Source organism: Pseudomonadota bacterium, from assembly GCA_039028155.1.
GTDB lineage: Bacteria > Pseudomonadota > Alphaproteobacteria > SP197 > SP197 > JANQGO01.
On record JBCCIS010000045.1, the window covers coordinates 22,784 to 41,725 of the forward strand.

At 63.0% G+C, this 18,942-nt stretch carries 15 protein-coding genes; 14 read left to right on the forward strand and 1 reads right to left on the reverse strand.

Translation table 11 applies throughout. From position 1 onward, the window contains the following. Positions 1–62: 62 nt before the first annotated feature. The 14 genes from AAF563_19525 to AAF563_19590 all read left to right on the forward strand — a co-directional run bounded on the left by AAF563_19525 (position 63) and on the right by AAF563_19590 (position 18,598). Positions 63–1,589 (forward strand): glucan biosynthesis protein G, encoded by a 1,527-nt coding sequence (locus AAF563_19525; GenBank protein ID MEM7123476.1) that lies wholly within the window; start codon positions 63–65, stop codon positions 1,587–1,589. Further along, a complete protein-coding gene (gene mdoH, locus AAF563_19530; GenBank protein ID MEM7123477.1) occupies positions 1,574–3,418 on the forward strand; it encodes a glucans biosynthesis glucosyltransferase MdoH in 1,845 nt (614 codons plus the stop codon). Before AAF563_19525 ends, mdoH begins: the two co-directional genes overlap by 16 nt. A 66-nt stretch (positions 3,419–3,484) precedes the next feature. Further along, complete coding sequence (locus tag AAF563_19535; protein ID MEM7123478.1) at positions 3,485–4,654, forward strand: Xaa-Pro peptidase family protein; 1,170 nt, start codon at positions 3,485–3,487, stop codon at positions 4,652–4,654. A gap of 215 nt (positions 4,655–4,869) precedes the next feature. Next, the gene (locus tag AAF563_19540; GenBank protein MEM7123479.1) at positions 4,870–6,225 is read left to right on the forward strand and encodes a glutamine synthetase family protein; all 1,356 of its coding nucleotides are present in this window, start codon (positions 4,870–4,872) and stop codon (positions 6,223–6,225) included. A gap of 19 nt (positions 6,226–6,244) precedes the next feature. Next, the gene (locus AAF563_19545; protein MEM7123480.1) at positions 6,245–7,711 is read left to right on the forward strand and encodes a glutamine synthetase family protein; all 1,467 of its coding nucleotides are present in this window, start codon (positions 6,245–6,247) and stop codon (positions 7,709–7,711) included. A 155-nt stretch (positions 7,712–7,866) separates the two neighbouring features. Next, positions 7,867–8,730: a phytanoyl-CoA dioxygenase family protein gene (locus AAF563_19550; protein ID MEM7123481.1), complete on the forward strand. Its 864-nt coding sequence runs from the start codon at positions 7,867–7,869 to the stop codon at positions 8,728–8,730. A 3-nt stretch (positions 8,731–8,733) separates the two neighbouring features. Continuing rightward, positions 8,734–9,930 carry a PAS domain-containing protein gene (locus AAF563_19555; GenBank protein MEM7123482.1) on the forward strand — a complete coding sequence of 399 codons (1,197 nt, stop codon included), beginning with the start codon at positions 8,734–8,736 and terminating at the stop codon, positions 9,928–9,930. Continuing rightward, a complete protein-coding gene (locus AAF563_19560; GenBank protein MEM7123483.1) occupies positions 9,927–11,372 on the forward strand; it encodes a sigma 54-interacting transcriptional regulator in 1,446 nt (481 codons plus the stop codon). The genes AAF563_19555 and AAF563_19560 overlap by 4 nt, the downstream gene beginning before the upstream one ends. A 211-nt stretch (positions 11,373–11,583) precedes the next feature. Next, positions 11,584–12,654: an extracellular solute-binding protein gene (locus tag AAF563_19565; protein MEM7123484.1), complete on the forward strand. Its 1,071-nt coding sequence runs from the start codon at positions 11,584–11,586 to the stop codon at positions 12,652–12,654. A 116-nt stretch (positions 12,655–12,770) separates the two neighbouring features. Next, positions 12,771–13,898 (forward strand): ABC transporter ATP-binding protein, encoded by a 1,128-nt coding sequence (locus tag AAF563_19570; protein ID MEM7123485.1) that lies wholly within the window; start codon positions 12,771–12,773, stop codon positions 13,896–13,898. After that, positions 13,895–14,764: an ABC transporter permease gene (locus tag AAF563_19575; protein MEM7123486.1), complete on the forward strand. Its 870-nt coding sequence runs from the start codon at positions 13,895–13,897 to the stop codon at positions 14,762–14,764. Before AAF563_19570 ends, AAF563_19575 begins: the two co-directional genes overlap by 4 nt. Before the next feature lie 10 nt (positions 14,765–14,774). Continuing rightward, positions 14,775–15,626 (forward strand): ABC transporter permease, encoded by an 852-nt coding sequence (locus tag AAF563_19580; protein ID MEM7123487.1) that lies wholly within the window; start codon positions 14,775–14,777, stop codon positions 15,624–15,626. 74 nt (positions 15,627–15,700) lie between these two features. Further along, on the forward strand, positions 15,701–17,308 hold the full coding sequence (locus AAF563_19585) for an NAD(P)/FAD-dependent oxidoreductase (protein ID MEM7123488.1): 1,608 nt from the start codon (positions 15,701–15,703) through the stop codon (positions 17,306–17,308). Positions 17,309–17,320: 12 nt separating this feature from the next. After that, complete coding sequence (locus AAF563_19590) at positions 17,321–18,598, forward strand: adenylate/guanylate cyclase domain-containing protein (GenBank protein ID MEM7123489.1); 1,278 nt, start codon at positions 17,321–17,323, stop codon at positions 18,596–18,598. Here AAF563_19590 and AAF563_19595 read toward each other — a convergent pair. Further along, on the reverse strand, positions 18,595–18,942 hold a 348-nt coding region (locus tag AAF563_19595; protein MEM7123490.1), incomplete at its 5' end, for a glutamine synthetase. The genes AAF563_19590 and AAF563_19595 overlap by 4 nt on opposite strands.

Genomic DNA, 18,942 nt, shown 5'->3' on the forward strand with positions numbered 1-18,942 from the left:
ATTGATCCGCATAAATCGCAGATAGTCGAGCGCACATCAGAACCGGGGAGTTACATCCGGGTATGTTGTCGCGTCGTGCGTGTATGGGTTTGGGCACCGCTGCCTTGTTCTTGCCGCTGGGTCACCGCCCGGCGTCCGCGTCTGCGTTCAGTTTCGAGACCGTCAAGGCGATGGCCGCCGAGCGCGCGTCAAACCCGTTCGACGATTCCCATCCACCGCTGCCCGACTCGCTGCGCGATCTTGACTATGACGGGTATCGCAAGATCCGCTTCATGCCTAACGGCGCGCTATGGCAAGGCGACGGGCGCTTCAGCCTGCAGTTCTTTCACCTGGGCTTTCTGTTCAAGCGGCCGATCGCGATCAGTCTGGTCGAGAACGGGCAGTCGGCGCCGCTGGCCTACGACCGCGAGATGTTCGATTTTGGCGGCAACGATCTCGGCGAGGGCCTGGCAGACGTCACCGGGTTTGCCGGTTTCCGCGTTCATTTCCCCCTGCACCAGCCCGACTATGACGACGAGATCGCGGTCTTTCTTGGCGCGTCTTATTTTCGCGTTCTCGGCCGCGAGCAGATCTATGGCATCTCGGCGCGCGCCTTGGCCATCGATACGGCGAGCGAGGCCGGTGAGGAGTTTCCGTTCTTCCGCGCCTTCTGGATCGAAAAGCCGGCCGCGGACGCTGATCACATCGTCATCAATGCGCTGCTGGACAGCCAGAGTGTCGCCGGCGCCTATCGCTTCACGATTACGCCCGGCACGGACACGGTTGTCGATGTCGAGAGTGTGATCTACCCGCGCCGCGACGTCGCCAAGCTGGGCGTCGCGCCGCTGACCAGCATGTATCTATTCGGCGAGAACGACCGGGTCGATGTCGACGACATTCGCCCGGAGGTTCATGATTCCGACGGCCTTGCCATCCATCACGCCAACGGCGAATGGGTCTGGCGGCCCCTGGTCAATCGCGATGAACTGACCATTACGCCAATCGCGGCCGATCCGCCCCAGGGTTTTGGCCTGATGCAGCGCGATCGCGACTTCGAAAACTATCTGGACGTCGAGGCCGAGTACGAGCGCCGGCCGGATCTGTGGATCGAACCGCAAGGTCACTGGGGGGTGGGTCGTATCGAGCTTGTCGAAATTCCCAGTCAGCGCGAGATCCATGACAACATCGTCGCCTACTGGGTGCCCGACGAGCCGGTCGTCGCGGGCCAATCGCTTACCTTTAACTATCGCCTGACCGCGACGCTGGATAGCCGTACCGGTCAACCGCCCGGCGGACGTGTGACGGCGACCCGGGTCGGCAAGGCCAATCCCTGGCTGGAAGAAGACACCGGACCGGCGCGCCAATTCGTCATCGATTTCGCCGGCGGCGACCTCGACTTGTTGCGGCCCGAGCAGCAGGTGAGCGGTGACGTCGCCATCAGCGCCGGCCGGGTCGAGCCCGTCGTTATCAAGGCCGTGCCGGAGATCGGCTGTTGGCGTGCCGCCTTCATTTATGAACCGGATGGCGCGCCGGCGGATCTCAGATGTTTCCTGAAACTTGACGGCGAGATCCTGACCGAGACGTGGAGTTACCTATGGACGCCGGCCTGAAGCCGCCAATTTGGATATGGCGGCCGCTCATGTTCGCGATGCTGGTGCTAGCCAGCGTCGGCGTCGGCGGTTGGGTCATGACCACCATTCTGGCCAACGAGGGCCTGAACGAACTTGAGCTTGTGATCCTCGCGCTCTTCGTCGTGACGTTTGGGTGGATTGCGGTCTCGTTCTGGACGGCGGTTCTGGGCGGCGCGGTGATCGTGATCGCGCGCACCAGACATGTCTCGCCGGCGCGCATGGTGACGCCGCTCGTGTCGGGTGAACCGGATGCCGGTAGGGCGCGGGTGGCGCTGGTCATGCCGGTCTACCGCGAAGACGCCGACCGGGTTGTCGGCGGCCTGATGACCATGCACCGCGCGCTTGTCGCGCAGGGGCATCGACACCGCTTCGATTTTTTCATGTTGAGCGACACGCCCGATGGCGAGGGGGCCGCCTACGAGGCGGGTGCTTTCGCCGGTTTCGAGCGTCAGACACGAGGCGAGGGGCGCAGCATCTATCGACGTCGAACCGTCAATCACCGGCGCAAGGTCGGCAACATCGAAGACTTCTGCCGGCGTTGGGGCGCTGACTATGACTTCATGCTGGTACTGGATGCCGACAGCGTCATGGCCGGCTCAACCATGGTGCGTCTGGCCGCGTTGATGGAAGCCAACCCCGATGTTGGCCTGATCCAGTCGCAGCCCTTGCCGGTCGGCCAGCAGACGTTGTTCGGCCGGGTCCTGCAATTCGCTAATCGGCTTGCCGGGCCCCTGATGGCGACCGGGCTCGCCTTCTGGCAAGGCCGGAACGGCAACTACTGGGGCCACAATGCCATCGTCCGGCTCGATGCTTTCATGACCCATTGCGCCCTGCCGGATCTGCCTGGCAAACCGCCGCTGGGTGGCGAGATCCTGAGCCATGACTTTGTCGAGGCCGCGTTCCTGACGCGCGCCGGTTATGCGGTCTGGCTGCTGCCGGAAACCGAAGGCAGTTACGAAGAACTGCCGGGCGATGTCATTGCATTCGCGACACGCGACCGTCGCTGGTGCCAAGGCAACTTGCAGCACCTGCGCCTGATCGGATTGCGTGGCCTGACACTGCTCAGCCGCCTGCATCTTGGCATGGGCGCGCTGGCTTACCTGTCGTCGCTGTTGTGGCTTGGCTTTCTGATCTTGTCGTTGGCGGACCTTGGCTACACGCGGATTGTCGGGCATGCCTATTTCCCTGAGGGCTACAGCCTGTTCCCCAACTGGCCTGAAGATCATACCGAAGAAACGTTGTCGCTGTTTGCCGTTACGATGGCGATGCTCGCGACGCCGCGTCTCCTCGCGCTCGTCCTGACACTCACGGACAACTGTGCGCGTCGCGCCTTCGGCGGCGGCTGGCGCGTTTTGGTAAGCACGGTCCTGGAAATCGCCTTTTCTGCGCTTCTGGCGCCGATCATGATGGTGCATCACGCGTTCTTTTCGGTCGCCGTTCTGGTCGGCAGCGCTGTTGGATGGAAAGCGCAACACCGCGGCGTCAACGCGCTGACCTGGGCCGATGCCGCGCGTCCACACGTTGCGGCGACGGTGATCGGCGTGTTGACAGGGCTCGGCGTGTGGCTGCTGGCGCCTGATTACATCTGGTGGCTGCTGCCGGTCGTCATCGGTCTCGTGCTCTCCATTCCGTTCGTTTGGGTTACGGCGCGGCCAGATGTCGGCCTTGCCGCGCGCCGCCACGGACTTTTCGTGATCCCGGAGGAGGTCGCGCCGCCGCCTGAACTCTCCCATGTGATGGAAGCGGTTGCCGGCGGAGATCGACGCACAGCAACTGTTGATGTGACCGGGCTCGCCCAGCACGGCTGACCATCAAGGCGCTGGCCGACGCATCAGTCGGCGTCCTATCCTCTGGTCCAACCGACGGGAGGATCGATGCCCCAGTTTGCCGCGTTTCCGGAGGCCGAGCATCGGCAGCGCCTGACAAGCGCTCGCCACGCGCTGCGCGAGGCCGGCTTCGAGATCGCCGTCATCATGGCGCCGGAGCACCTGTTCTACCTCGGCGGCTATGACAGCTGGGTCGCGGTCAACAGTCCACAGGCGGTGATCTTCGGTCTGGCCGATGACGACGAACCGGTGATCGTCGTGCGCAATGTCGACCTCTCTCTGGTGACCGAGACGTCCTGGGTCCGGGACATCCGCACTTATCACCTTCATATGGATGACCCCGTGGCGATGATCGCGGCCGCCGCCGAGGAAAAGGGTCTGCGCGATGGTCCTGTCGCGATGGAAACACAGTCCTATGTGGCGACCCAGGCGCTTGCCGCTCGCTTGCAGGACGCGCTGTCGCCGGCGCCACTGCGCGACGCTACCGAAACGCTGGGCCGGCTTCGCTGGTTTAAGTCCGACCTTGAGATCGACGCATTGCATCGTGCCGCGCGCCATGCGGAGGCGGGCCTTGAAGCTGCCCGGCGCACGCTTCAGCCCGGCATCACCGAAATCACCCTGGCTGCCGAGATCGAGGCCGCGATGCGGCGTTCGGGCAGTGACTTCTGGGCGATCCCGACGGAGCTCACCTCCGGCAGCCGCAACGCCGGCGGTCACGGCACACCGAGGCCACGAGTCATCGAACCGGGCGACCTCGTCCATATGGAATTCGCCGGCGTCGACCGGCGCTATCACGCGGTGGCGATCTCGACCATGGCGGCCGGCGAGCCGAACGCCGACGACCGCGAGCTCTATGACCTCACCCGCGCCTCGCTTGCCGCTGGCATGGCAGCGATCCGGCCCGGCGTACCGGTCGCCGAGGTGGAGGAGGCCTCGCTTCAGCCGCTACGTGGCGCCGGTCTGACTGAGGCGGCGATGATGCGGTTCGGCTACGGCATCGGCATCGCCTACCCACCGGTCTGGCTCGAGACCCTGCAGATCAGCCGGGGTATCGATCAGCGCCTGGAACCAGGCATGGTGTTTGTCCTCCACGCCTGCCTGGCGCTGCCCGGCCAGGGAAGGGGCACGATCCAGGGCGGCACCTGGATGTTGGGCGAAGCCGGTCTGGAGATGCTAGCCGGTCCCGGAGACGTTCCGCTGGAGGTCCTGGCGGGCTAGATCTGTGCTGCAGAAATGCAGCAATTGCTGGCGATTCGCAGCGTTTGGATGGCGGTCCGATCTGGGCTGCAAACCCGTTGCCCACTAACATATTGATTTATCAGTAGAAAAATTTTCGTTTCCGACTGGCATCGCCCTTGCAACGATGGGGTCGGGACGCAACACCGCCAAGAGACCGATCAAGGCTTCCGGCGGAGAAGGGAACTGGGAGACACGTGACGGGCGCCAACACGCCGACACCGGTCAGCGACGATCTGACCGCGCATCTCGCCGAACGCGGCGTGCGCACGGTGCACGTGGTGATTCCCGATCTTGACGGCAGCCTTCGGGAACGGCGGCTGGCTCCCGACGATCTCGCCGCCGTGTTCGGCGACGACGGCAGCTTCGTCAACGTCCTGCACAAGTGGGATACGGCCGATGCGGTCTATCGCGACGGCCCGTTTGTCGGCGAGACCATGCGGATCGATCCGGTGTCGCTGCGCGACTATCCGTTTGAGGAGAACGCCGCCCTCGTCTTCGCCGACTATGCTGGCGTGTCGGCGCCGCTCAGCCCACGCGAAGTCCTGAAGACCCAGATCGCGCGCGCCGATGCCATGGGCTACGCCGTCAAGACGGCGCTGGAGTTCGAGTTCATCGTTATCGACGAGACCGGCGAAAGCCTGCGCGGCAAAGGCTGGGAGGGCTTCGACACCTACGCGGTCGACAACCGCTGCTGGTCCGCCCAGTCGGCAGCGATCTACGCCGATCTGGTCGCCGATCTCGAAGCCGTTCTGGAGCGCGCCGGTGTCGGCCTGTTCGGTTTGGGTCTGGAATTGGGCGCCGGCTGTTTCGAGGGCACCTTGCGCGCGACCGACCCCTTGCGCGCGGCTGACGACGCCGTTCTGTTCAAGACCTTCACCAAGGCGTTCGCGCGCCGCAACGGCCTGACGGCGAGTTTCATGGCTCAGCTCTCGGCCGACTTCCCGGGCTTGTCCGGCCACGTGCATCTGTCCCTGGCCGACAAGGAAAGCGGCCAGAACCTGTTCCACGACCCCGCCGACGGCGACGGCATGAGCGCTGTCATGCGCCATGGCATCGCCGGTCTGGTCGACCTGACCCCCGACGCCTTGGCGCTCGCTGCCCATACCGTCAACGCATGGCGCCGTTTGACGCCGGGCAATTGGGCGCCGCGCACGGCGACCTGGGCGATCCAGAACTATGCCGTCGCGGTCCGTGCGGTGCCGGTACCGGAAGCTGCGGCCAGGCTCGAGTACCGCCTGCCGGCGGCCGACACCAATCCTTATCTGGCGATCGCGCTGACCTTGGGCGCCGCGCTCGATGGCATCGAGAACGCGACCGAGCTGCCCGCGCCGATGGCTGGCGGTGGGCCGGACGAGACGCCAGACGACATGCCTGGCCTGCCCCATGATCTCCTGGAGGCCGCCGACCGGCTGGACGCCAGCAAGAAGGCGCGCACGATCTTTGGCGACGCCTTCATCGATTACTTCGTTGCCAGCCGCCGCCGTGAAGAAGCGGTGCTGCGTCGCCATGTCAGCGCGTTCGAACGCGCACGTTATCTCGAGGCCGTCTAGATGTTGAGGAGACCGGTTCGTGCTTGATGTTGATGCCTATGTCCAAACCCCCGGCCGCGACGAACTGGTCGCCGAGGTCCGCGCCAAGATCAACGACCTCGGGATCGACTTTATCTATTACCAGTACATCTCGATCACCGGGCGCATCATGGGCAAGGCCGCGCCCGCGCCGCACTGGGAGGCGATGGCCGAGAATGGCATCCAGACCTGGTATGGCGGCGTCACCAACGTCTTTGCGAACCGCGCCGGCGAACTGTTGGGTTTCCCGTCGAATGCCCACGAGCTGATCGCGATCCCCGATCCCGACACCTTCTGCCAGTTGCCGTGGAACAAGCGCACCGCGCGCGTCTACTGCACGGTCTTCTATGGCCGCCAGCAGGAAGGCAAGCCGGGCGGTTTCATGGAAGAGGACGCGCGCGGCAATCTGCGCCGCGTCCACCAGCAGTTCATGGACGACCACGATGGTCTTCACCTGCGCCACGGCTGCGAGCCGGAGATGTGCTGGCTGAAGAAGGGCGAGGACGGCATGCCCGACGGCGGACCGACCAAACCCTACGCCTATCACATCGACCAGTTCGAGGAACTAAGCTCGGTCTACATGAAGGTGATCGACTACGGTCAGCAGATGGGTCTGGACATGATCCAGGGCGATCACGAGGACGCACCCGGCCAGCTTGAGCTTAACTTCATGTTCGACGAGGCGCTTCGCACGTGCGACCGCCTGACGACCTATCGCCAGATCTGCGCCCAGGTTGCGCGTGAGGAAGGCCTCATCGCCTGTTTCCTCGCCAAAGCCTTCATGGGCATGCCCGCCAACGGTTGCCATCACAACATGTCGTTGTGGCGCGGCGGCGATGAGGAGGTCGTGGCCCGTGTCGACGAACCGTTGCCGGGCGTGAAGGATGTGTTCCACCACCGCAAGGGCGGCGAGAACATGCTGTTGGGTGAGCCCGGCGACTGGATGCCCGGTCCCGTCGGCCGCCAGGCGATCGGCGGCATGATGGCGCACCTGCCGGCGCTGACCGCAATCGGTGCGTCGACGGTGAATTCTTATCGCCGCATGCTGGATCTGGGCATGTGGGCGCCGGTCTATGCAGACTGGGGTTACCAGAACCGTACGACATCGTTGCGCGTCTCCGCACCCGGACGTTTTGAGTTCCGCGTGGTCGACTCCATGGTTAATCCCTATTTGATGGCCGCCGCGTTGCTCAAGTCGTTCGATGACGGCATTCGAAACAACATCGACCCCGGCCAGCCGGAGCACCGAAACATCTATGAGGCCATGGAGGCCGGTAAGGAGGTCAAACGCCTGCCGCGCTACTTTGGCGAGGCGTTGGAGGCGCTTGCCGCCGATGAGGTGATCAAGTCGGCGCTGCCCGGCCGGCTCTACGAAATCTACATGGAGTACAAGACCGACGAGTGGGACAGGTTCAACGCCGAAGTCAGCGAATGGGACCTGAAGACCTATCTGGACTGCCTGCCTTAGAGCGGGTCGTGGTTATGTGGAACCGGTCGACGGTTCCACATAACCACGTGAATCCGCTCTCACTCTATGAGTAGGGCAGATTCACCTTCATTGACGGAACCGCGAAGCGGTTCCATCAAAGCAGGATCTGCCCTAGAGCCGTGACGGAGACCCCGATGATCGAGCTTAGCCAAGATCAGATTGAACGATTCAACGAGGACGGCTTCCTGTTCGTCGACAAACTGCTCGACGAGGAGACGGTCGAAGATATCAAGCGGCACTTTGAGTTGATGTTCCGCGGCGAATTCGAAACAGGCATTCGCCCTGACGAGGTGAACTGGCAAGAAAGCACCGGCGATCCCAGCCTGACGCGCCAGATCTGCAATGGCTGGAAGGGCGACCGCGCCGTTGCCCGCGTCGTCCTGCGCGAAGACATCGGACGCGCCTGTGCGACGCTAGGTGGCTGGCCCGGCGCGCGTATCAAGGTCGACAACGTCTTGTGGAAGCCGCCGGGCACGCGGCCCCTCGGCATGCATCAGGACTCGGCCTATCTCGCCTGGATCAACCCATCCGACATGATCAGTTGCTGGATCGCCTTGGACGACACCAGCGCCGAGAGCGGCACCATGGAACTGGTTCGCGGCAGCCACAAATGGCGCCATAGCGAGCCGGAGGGCGAGTTCCATGGTCCTGAGGATTATCAGAAGTTCATGCGTCAGGCCGCGGCGGCCGAGGGTATCGACGAGCCGGAAGTCGTCCCCGTTGTGGCCAAGAAAGGTGGTGGATCGTTTCATCACGGCTGGACCTGGCACGGGTCCGGGTTCAACCAGGCAACCGTCCCGCGCCGTTCGCTGGTCTCCCATTGCATCTCGTCGGAGGCGGAATACGTGCCTGAGAACATCGCTACCGGCACCGGCCCAATGTACGGCCGCTACATGCGTCACGGTGACCGCGTGATGGAAGAAGATTACTTCCCAATCCTGTGGACGCGCGATGGCCATCGCTCGGCCTGGATTGACGGTTGGCTTGGTACGGCCTGAACGATGACGCAACGCACCGATCACGACACGCGGCGCGCGCTGTTCGACAGCGTGCCGATGATGTGTGACGTGATCGGCGCGGATGGACGACTGGTTGCCGCCAATCGCTACCAGACCGATGCGTTGGGTTATGCGCCCGGCACGTTGGACGGCATGCCGCTGGCGAATGTCTATGCCGCATCGGCGACCGACCTTCTTGCGCGTCAGCTTGAGGATGCAGCGGCCGGCGACCTGGGCACCGACGAGGGCGTGGCGTTACAGCTTCGTTGCCGCAACCGTTCGCTGATCGACGTCATGGCCAATATCGCCCGTGACCGCAACGCGGCGGGCGCGCCGCTGCTGCGGCTGGCCAAGTCGCGGCCGAGTGAGACGACGTTGCGTGCCGATTCCATGGCGCGTGAGAACACCGTGCTGCGCGGTATCGTCGGAACCGCAAGCGACGCCTGCTGGTGCATCGAGTACGCCGAACCGCTTGACCTCAGTGCGCCGGAGTCGGAGGTCTTGCGCCAGTTTTTCGAGAACGTCTCCTATTGGCGGCTGTGCAACGAGGCGATGGCGAAACTCTACAAACTGCCGGCCGACCTCGACTTCAACGAACAGAGTGTGCGTTTTTACTTTCCGCACAGTCCGGCGAACGAGGAGTTCGTCAAGAACCTGATCGGCGCCGACTTCAACCTCGACAACGCCTTGTCGGTTGACCAGCGCCATGACGGCACGGCGATGTACGTCGAGAATGACGTGCGCGCCCACATTCGCGACAGCAAGCTTTATCGTCTTTGGGGAACCGCGCGTGATATCTCCGGCTACAAGCGCATGGAGCATGAACTGACGCGCCGCGTCGACGACATGGTTGATGTGTTGAGCGCCGTTCCCGATCCGATTTTGGTGCTCGATGCCGACGGCAGGCTGGAGGCGGCCAACCCGGCACTGGAAGCAGCGCTCGGCTGGTCGATCGATGCCGCGCTGGGGATGGGCGTCGACGGCATCGTCACATTCGACGGCGGGTTCGCGGCGATCGCCAGCCGCTTGAACACCGGGACCGACAGTGTGCGCCTTCAGGTTACGGTTGCCGATGCCGCCGGCGCGACGCGCGCCTGCGACGTCAATCTGACGCGCATTGATGAGGGCGGCACAGCGCCGCGCTATGTCGCGACACTGCGTGGCCTAGAGGTCGATCTTGCCGCGGCGGGTGGTTCATGAGATTCCGCGCGTTCGATATCGGCCACACGCCGGACGGCACACCGCCTGCCGAATTGCTGGCCGCGCTCGGTGATACGGCGGTCGGCGCCATTGCGGACTCGATGCCCGATGCGTTGATGGCCGTCGACAGCGCGGGCATCATCGTGCTTGCCAACCGTGCCGCCGAGAGCATTCACGGTCTAAAGCGCGCCGACCTGATGGGCAGCAGCCTGGTCGACATGGCCGAGACCAGCACACTTGACTGCACGGAACTGGTCGACACCTATCACAACAACACGCGCGCCGACCTCTATGCGACGACGGCGGATGGCCGCGCCATGCTGATTTCGGTCAGGCCCGTGCGTGATCGCCGGCGCGACACGGTCTTTACCCTCTTCGTGATGCGCGATCTCGACGTTATCGATCACCAGCGCAACGCGGGCGCACCGCGGCCTGGGCAGGAGCGCTTCCGTTTCCGCAGCACCAAACTGACGGACGCGACGCCGGTCGATCACATGGTGACGAACCCGGCGTTGGAATCCGTCATCGCCTATGGCGAGCGGGCGATGGCCCGGCGCGCGCGCGTGCTGCTGACGGGCGAGTCCGGGACCGGCAAGACCGAGATTGCCAAACATCTGCACAACCTTGTCTGCGGTGATGCCCGACCCTTCGTGCACGTGAACTGCGGCAGCATTCCCGAGAGCTTATTTGAGTCGGAGATGTTCGGTTACGAGCGTGGCTCGTTCACCGGTGCGCTGCAGGGCGGTAAGAAGGGGCTGATCGAAAACGCCGGCGGCGGTACGCTGTTCCTCGATGAGGTCGGCGAAATTCCGCTCATCAGTCAGGCAAAGCTGCTGAAGTTTCTCGAGGACGGAACGGTTCAACGCATCGGTGCGGCGACCGCCAAGCGTGTCGATGTGCGCGTCATCGCGGCGACCAACCGGGACCTCGACTTGATGGTCGATGAGGGCCGCTTCCGCCGCGACCTTTACTTCCGACTCAGCGTGATAGCGCTTGACGTGCCACCGCTTCGGGAATCGCGTGATTTGATCGGCGACTTGCTCGATCTGTTCGTCTCGCGCGTCAACAAACAGCGGGTGCCGCCCTTGCATCTGGGCGACGATTGTCGCGCCGCGCTGCTTGCACACGACTATCCGGGCAACATTCGCGAACTCGCCAACATCGTCGAACACCTCTCCGTGGTGGCCGAGGGCGACGCAGGTCCCCACGACTTGCCGGCGTCTGTCACGGACAAGGACGTGGCCGATTTTATTGATCCGACTCGCGCTGGACCGCCGCGCGGCTTCCCGAACATTTCGCTGAAAGAGGAAGTCCGGGCATACGAAACGCAACTTATCGGCGAAGCGATCAGGGTTCTCGGCAGTAAACGCAAGGCCGCGCGTGCATTGGGTGTCGATATTGGTACCGTGGTGCGCAAGACGCGGCGGGAGTCCGGGCGGTGAGTCGCCCCAGGAATGTGATGACAGGCGGCCGAATGTGGTCGCCTTCCCGGGTCTGTGACGCCCCGGTTGCTTCGGTGGAGCGTACAACGCGTCATTTCAACGCCGCCCGTTCGGCGCTACAAGTAACCACTCCGGTGCAAAGCGGGGAAAGCACCGGCCTTGACGGTCAACGCCGTTGGGCAACGACCAACATCCGCTAAGGAGGCTTTTCATGAGGAACTTGTTATCTACCGTCGGCACCGCCATCGCGGCGGCCTCGATCGCGATGACCGGCCTGGTGGCCGGAAGCGCCTGGGCCGAAGGCGAACTGAACGTCCTGACGTGGGAAGGCTACACCGATCCCAGCTTCGTCGAGGTGTTCGAACAGCAGACCGGCTGCAAGGTCACGCCGACCTATGTCGGGTCGAACGACGAGTACCCGGCGAAGCTTGCTGGCGGTGGCGGTGTCTATGACCTCGTTTCGCCGTCGGTCGATACCACGTCGATTCTGAGAAAGATGGGTGTGGTCGAAGAAATCGACATGTCGCGCATCGAAGGTTTCGAAGCTGTTTATCCCAGCTTCCGTGCCCATCCCGGCGTTACGTACGAAGATGCCGTTTATGGCATCCCGTTCACCTGGGGTTCGATCCCCTTCATGTATCGGGTCGACAGCTTCGATGCGCCGCCGACGGCGTTCGCCGATCTGTTCGATCCGTCGCTTCAGGGCAAGGTCAGCCTGTGGGACGACAAGACCAACATCTACATCGTCGCACGCATGATGTTCGGGCCGGATACGGACGTCTTCAATCTCTCCGGTGACCAGCTTGACCAGGTCCGCGACAAGCTGATCGAGATGAAGCCGCAGATCCGCAAGTACTGGTCGACGGCCGGCGAACTGGTCAATCTCTATGCCAATGGCGAGGTCACCGTGTCCAACACCTGGGGCGGTTACCAGTCGGCATTGTTGGCCGAGCAGGACATCGAGATGGTCGAGTTCATCCCGACCGAGAACGCCGACGGCTGGGCCGACGCCTGGCAGATCGTCAAGGGCACGCCGAACGAGGATTGCGCCTATCAGTGGCTCAACTTCGCACTCAGCGCTGACGGCCAGTGCGGCGTGGTCGGGATCACCGGGTACTCAGGTTCCAATCCGGAGGTTCTGAAGACCTGTCTGTCGGACGAGATGTTCAACGCGTTGCACCAGGACGATTTCGATTACATCAACTCGCTGGCCCTGTGGCAGGAGCCAGGTGATGTCGGCGCCTATATCGCGACGTGGAACGCGGTCAAGGCGGCTCAGTAACCGTTTGAGTTAAGTCGGCGGGGTCCGGTGATCGGCCGGACCCCGTCCCAACCAAGATCAATTTGGATTCGCTGCGCCGGGCATTCTTGGGAGAGCGCACCGAACATGCGGAAGCGATGGCGAATATTCTTGAACTGATCAACGTGACCAAGACCTTTCGTGGCGGCGTGGTCGCGGTCGACGACATCTCGCTGGACATCCCGGAAGGCGAGTTTCTAACCATGCTTGGCCCATCGGGCTGCGGCAAGACCACGACCCTGCGCATGATTGGCGGCTTCGACTATCCCGATGCCGGATCGATCCTGCTCGACGGCCAGGACGTCACGGACGATCCGCCGTTCCGCAGACCGGTCAACATGATGTTCCAGGACTTCGCGCTTTTCCCGCACATGTCCGTCGCCGACAATATCGGTTACGGGCTGAAGATCGCTGGCGCGCCCAGAAACGAGATTCGAGAAAAGGTTGCGCGCATGCTCGACCTGATCGAGCTGCCGCAGATGGCCGGCCGTCTGCCTTCCCAGCTGTCGATCGGCCAGCGCCAACGCGTCGCCATGGCGCGCGCGCTGATCCGCGAGCCTCGTATCCTGCTGCTCGACGAACCAATGTCGGCGTTGGACGCAAAGTTGAAAGAAGCGATGCAGATCGAGCTGCGGCACATCCACGATCGCATCGGCATCACCTTCATCATGGTGACCCACGACCAGAACGAGGCGATGATTATGTCCGACCGCATCATGGTGATGCATGCGGGCAGGATCGAGCAGGTCGGTTCGCCGACCGAACTCTACGATCACCCCGCGAGCGCCTATGTGGCGGAGTTCCTGGGCACGTCGAACATGCTGAAGGCGGCCGTCACCCGCGATGGTGACGGCGTGGTCGCGCGCGCCGGCGCGATTACGGTGACGGTGCCGGGTGCTTCGCCCGGTATCGGCGACGACGTGACGAAGACACTGTTCCTGCGTCCCGAGAAGATCCGATTGGTCACCGGCTCTGCACCTGAAGGGATGGTCTCCTTCCAAGGCGTCGTGCGCGAGATGTTCTTCAGCGGCAGCGCAGTGCGCATCGATCTGGACATCGGCGCCGACCGCTTGTTGATGGTGCATCATCAACTCGATACCGGCCTGTCGCAGGCCGGTCTGCCGGCGGCGGGAGACACGGTGACCTGCGCCATCAGGCCGGACGTCGTCGGCCTGTTCGACAGTGCCGAAGTGGCGGCGGTCGAGGCCGAGGAGGCCGCGGCATGAACAACCGCCTAAGACGCGTCGTCGGCTTCTGGGCGTTGTTCTCCGGGCCGGCGCTGTGGTGGGGGCTGGTCTTGCTGGTGCCCTATCTGATGATGCTGGCGATCAGTTTCTATACCCAGCAGTTCCCGTTTCACGTGCCGGACTTTCAACTAGGTAACTATCTGACATTAATAGGAGATTCCCAGTACTACGGGGTCCTCGGTCGCAGTGTCAAAGTGGCCCTTCTTGTCTCGGTTGCCGCGTTCTGCCTGAGTTATCCGTTGGCCTATTTCTTGGCCTTCAAGGTCCAGTCCAGCCGGCTGCGCATGTTCCTCTATATCGCGACCATCGTGCCGCTATGGGTGAGCTATCTGCTGCGCGCTTACACCTGGAAAACGATCCTGGGGTCGGAAGGGATCTTGAACTCGTTCCTGATGTGGCTCGGCATCATCAACGAGCCCAGCACCATTTTTCTCTATAACGAGTTCGCGATGGTCATCACCATGGCCTATATCTTCACGCCGTTCATGGTGATGCCGATCTATGCGTCGCTGGAGAAGATACCGCCCAGTCTGATGGAGGCGTCCAAGGATCTGGGCGCCGGGCGCTGGCGGACGTTCATCAAGATCACGCTGCCGCTGACCATGCCGGGCATCCTGGCCGGTTTCACCTTCACGTTCGGGCTGTCGGTCGGTGACTTTATCTCGCCGATTCTGGTTGGCGGCCCGTACTCCAACATGATCGCCAATGTCGTTGCGACCCAGTTCGGCATCTCGATGAACTGGCCGCTCGGTTCGGCTCTCTCCGTCGTGCTGCTGTTTATCGTGCTCGGCATCATCACCGCCTCCGACAAGCTTGAGCGTGTCGGCCGGCTGAACATGGGTTAGGGGGAGCAAGATGGCTGTCTTAACCGCAGAAGGCACGACCGGTGCAACGCGTCGTCGTCGTCCTTTCGACATCTCGAATTCCACGCTGGCCGTTGCCGCGGCCTGTGTGTTGGCGTTCCTCTACGTCCCCATCGCCACCTTGATGGTGTTCAGCTTTAACTCCAATCCCGTGACCAAGTTACCGCTGACCGAGTTCACGTTCGCGTGGTACGAGAAGGCGCTCAGCAATCCCGACCTGATGGCGGCTGTCTGGAACAGCGTCGTCGTCGGCTTGTGCGCGGTCTGTATCTGCATTGCCATCGGCGTGCCGACGGCGCTGGCGCTGGATCGTTACAACTTCCCGGGCAAGACGGTGTTCCGCCGTCTGGTCATCCTGCCGATCACGTTGCCGGGTTTGATCACCGGCGTATCGATGCTGACCATGTTCCGATCCGCGGGCATAGAGCTCAGCCTGTTGACGGTCATCATCGGACACGGCACGGCGCTGACCGCGATTGTCGTCACCAACGTCTTCGCGCGGCTGCAGCGGTTCGACCGCCGGATCGAGGAAGCGTCCGCTGATCTCGGCGCGCGGCCGTTACAGACGTTCTGGTACGTGACCCTCCCCAACATCAAGTCGGCGCTGATCGGGTCGTCGCTCATCTCGTTCACCCTGTCGTTTGATGAGATACCGGTCACGTTCTTCCTGACGGGCCGCGACAACACCCTGCCGATGTATATCTGGTCGGTCATCCGGCGCGGCATCACGCCGGAGATCAACGCCATCGGCACGATCATCGTCGGTATCTCGATCATCCTTATCCTCGTCTCCGTCTTCATCATGCATGAGGACAACCAGCGCGCGGGGCCGGTACGCAAGTAGACGGTTGCCGGTACCCGGTCGACCATGGTCTAACTCGACCATGGTCGGTTGGTGGTGGTTGATTGGGATTGGCGATGGCGTGTGATCGAGACGGCGCTCAAGGCACATTCGACATCGTGATTGTCGGTGCCGGGTTCGGCGGCCTCTACATGCTCCACCTGGCGCGCAAGCTGGGCCTGACGGCGCGTGTGCTGGAGGCCGGCGACGGCGTTGGCGGCACCTGGTACTGGAACCGCTATCCCGGCGCGCGCTGCGACGTCGAGAGCATGGAATACTCCTACCAATTCTGCCCGGACCTGGAGCAGGAATGGGAGTGGACCGAACGCTACGCGCCGCAGCCGGAGATCCTGCGTTATGCCAATCATGTCGCCGACCGATTCGATCTGCGCGGCGACATTCAGTTCAAGACCCGGGTCACGGCCGCTTCGTTTGATGACGCAACGGGTACTTGGGCGATCGCGACCGAGGACGGTGGCGCGCTGACGTCCCGTTATCTGGTCATGGCGACCGGTTGCCTGTCGTCCACCAACAGCCCGTCGATAAACGGTCTCGAAGACTTCAAGGGACCGGTTTACCACACGGGCACGTGGCCTCATGACGATGTCGACTTCACCGGGCTTCGCGTCGGTGTCATCGGCACGGGATCATCGGCCATCCAGTCGATACCGATCATTGCCGAGCAAGCGGCCGAGCTGTTCGTGTTTCAGCGAACCCCGAACTATGCGGTCCCCGCACAAAATCATCTGCTGGATCCTGACTACCAACGCGAGGTGAAGGCGAACTATGGCGAGCTTCGCGCGCGTGCGAGTCAGACCAGGAACGGCGTCGATACCCGACCCAACGATGTCTCCGCCCTGGCGGTCAGCGATGACGAGCGCCAGACCGAGTACGAGGCGCGCTGGCAGCACGGCGGCCTGCCGTTCATGGCCGCCTTCAACGACCTGCTCGTGCGCCGCGACGCCAACGATACCGCGCGCGCCTTTCTATGCGGCAAGATCCGCGAGATCGTCGACGACCCGGCGGTCGCGGAGCTTTTGTCACCGACCAACGTTGTCGGCTGCAAGCGTCTGTGCATCGATACCAACTATTACGCGACGTACAACCGCGACAACGTGACCTTGGTCGACGTGTCGGAAACGCCGATCGAGGCCATCACGCCGGAAGGTCTGAACGTCGATGGCCGCGCCTATGCCGTGGATGTGATCGTGCTCGCGACCGGCTTCGACGCCATGACCGGCGCGCTTCTGAAGGTGGCTATCCAGGGCCGCGGCGGTGAAACCCTGCAGGACAAATGGGCCGCCGGTCCGCGCACCTATCTGGGGCTGATGTCGGCGGGGTTTCCGAACCTCTTCATGATCACGGGGCCTGGAAGCCCGTCGGTTCTGACCAACATGCTGCCGTCGATCGAGCAGCATGCGGAGTGGATTGCCGGCTGTCTTGGCTACCTGGTTGAACACGGGCACGAGCGCATCGAGCCGACGCATGAGGCGGAGAATAACTGGGTCGACCACGTCAACGATCTGGCCGACCATACGCTCTATCCCACCTGCAACTCGTGGTATCTGGGCGCGAACGTTCCGGGCAAGCCGCGTGTCTTCATGCCGCATATCGGCTATTCGACTTATGTCCGGCATTGTGAGGAAGTCGTCGCCAAGGGTTACGAGGGTTTTGCCCTGCGCTGAGGAGGAGCAGACGTGACGCGCCGACAACTCGACCCCGCGCCGCGCCGCTATACATCTGGCGTCATGCTTCGGCGACGGGGCGAAGCAAGGCCCGACGACGTTGCGCGGCTCGGCAAGCCGGACCTCGAGACATGGCTTCTAAACGAGGCAGCCGACGAAGACGACCTGCTCGCGCTGTTCCAGGCGTTTGCCTGGCGCATGGTCGCGGCGGGCCTGCCGGTCCAGCGGGTCGGCCTCAGCATCGGCACGCTGCATCCTCAACTCGTCGGTTATTCGTGGAACTGGAACAGCGCGGACGGGTTCTGCGACGAGCTCGAGGTTGATGAGAGTGTCCTCGCGAGCGATGCCTATCGCCTCAACCCCATCTTTCAGGTCATCGACCGTGGCGAGCCGTTTCGCGCGCGCACCGACATCGGCGACGGCGCCAACCAATCGCCGCTGCTGAAGGAACTCGCCGAACAGGGCATTGTCGAATACGCCGCCTTGCCGATGCCGGCCGGCAGCAACGTGCACAACGCGGTGACCATCGCGACGAAACAGCCCGGTGGGTTCACCGACGCTGAGTTCACGGCGATCAACCACTACCTCCGCCTGCTCGCGCTTCACGTCCAAAAGCACATCGCGTTGCGTATCTCCGAGAACATCGTGACGACCTATCTCGGTTCAGCCGCGGGCCGTCAGGTTCTGCACGGCTCAATCAAACACGGCTCCGGTCAACCGATCGACGCCATTATCTGGGCTTCGGATATGCGTGGGTTCACGGATTTGGCCGCGCGGTTGACGGAGCGCGACATGATCGCCGTCCTCGATGCCTATTTCGACCGGTTGGCGGGCTCGGTGATGGCTGAGGGCGGCGAAGTCCTGAAGTTCATCGGCGACGGGCTTTTGGCCGTCTTTCCGTTCTCGCGTTTCGTCAGCGAAGGCGATGCCGCGAGTGCTGCCGTCTCCGCCGCGCAAGACGCGCTCAGCGTCCTCGAGCAATTGAACGAGGACGAAAGCCAGTTGTCCGACGTCGACGGATGGCGGCCGCTGAAAACCGGCATTGCGCTCCATCGCGGCGAGGTCTTTTTCGGCAATGTCGGCGCGCCGGAACGCCTTGATTTCACGGTCATCGGCCGCGCAGTGAACGCGGTCAGCCGCGTCGAAGGTCTGTGCAAGTCTCTGGACAGGCCCATCCTGATTACGCAGCGCGTTGCCGATCTCATTGACCTGCCGCTGGATGACCTGGGCGCCCACGCGCTGCGCGGCTTCGCCGAGCCGCTTGCGATCTATGCACCGCAGGCCCGTTAGCTCATTTCATAGTAGCGCCTGAGCTCAAGATCGGTGACGGTCTCGCGGAAGATCGAGCACTCGTAGCGCGCGAGGTCGATCAGGTTGTCGACGAAAGCGGCCGGCAGGATCTCGCGAATGGCCGGCGTGGCGTCGGCCAGGTCGGCCGCTTCCTCAAGACTGCGCGGCACGTGATCGAGACTGGCAACGTGATAAGCGTTGCCGTCGACCGGCGCGGGCAGGCGCAGCTTCTTCTCGACGCCACGCATGCCGGTGCCGAACAGAACGGCGAAGGCGGTATAGGGGTTAAGGTCGGCGCCGCCGACACGGTGTTCCAGCCGCGCCTTCTTGGCGCTGACATTGAT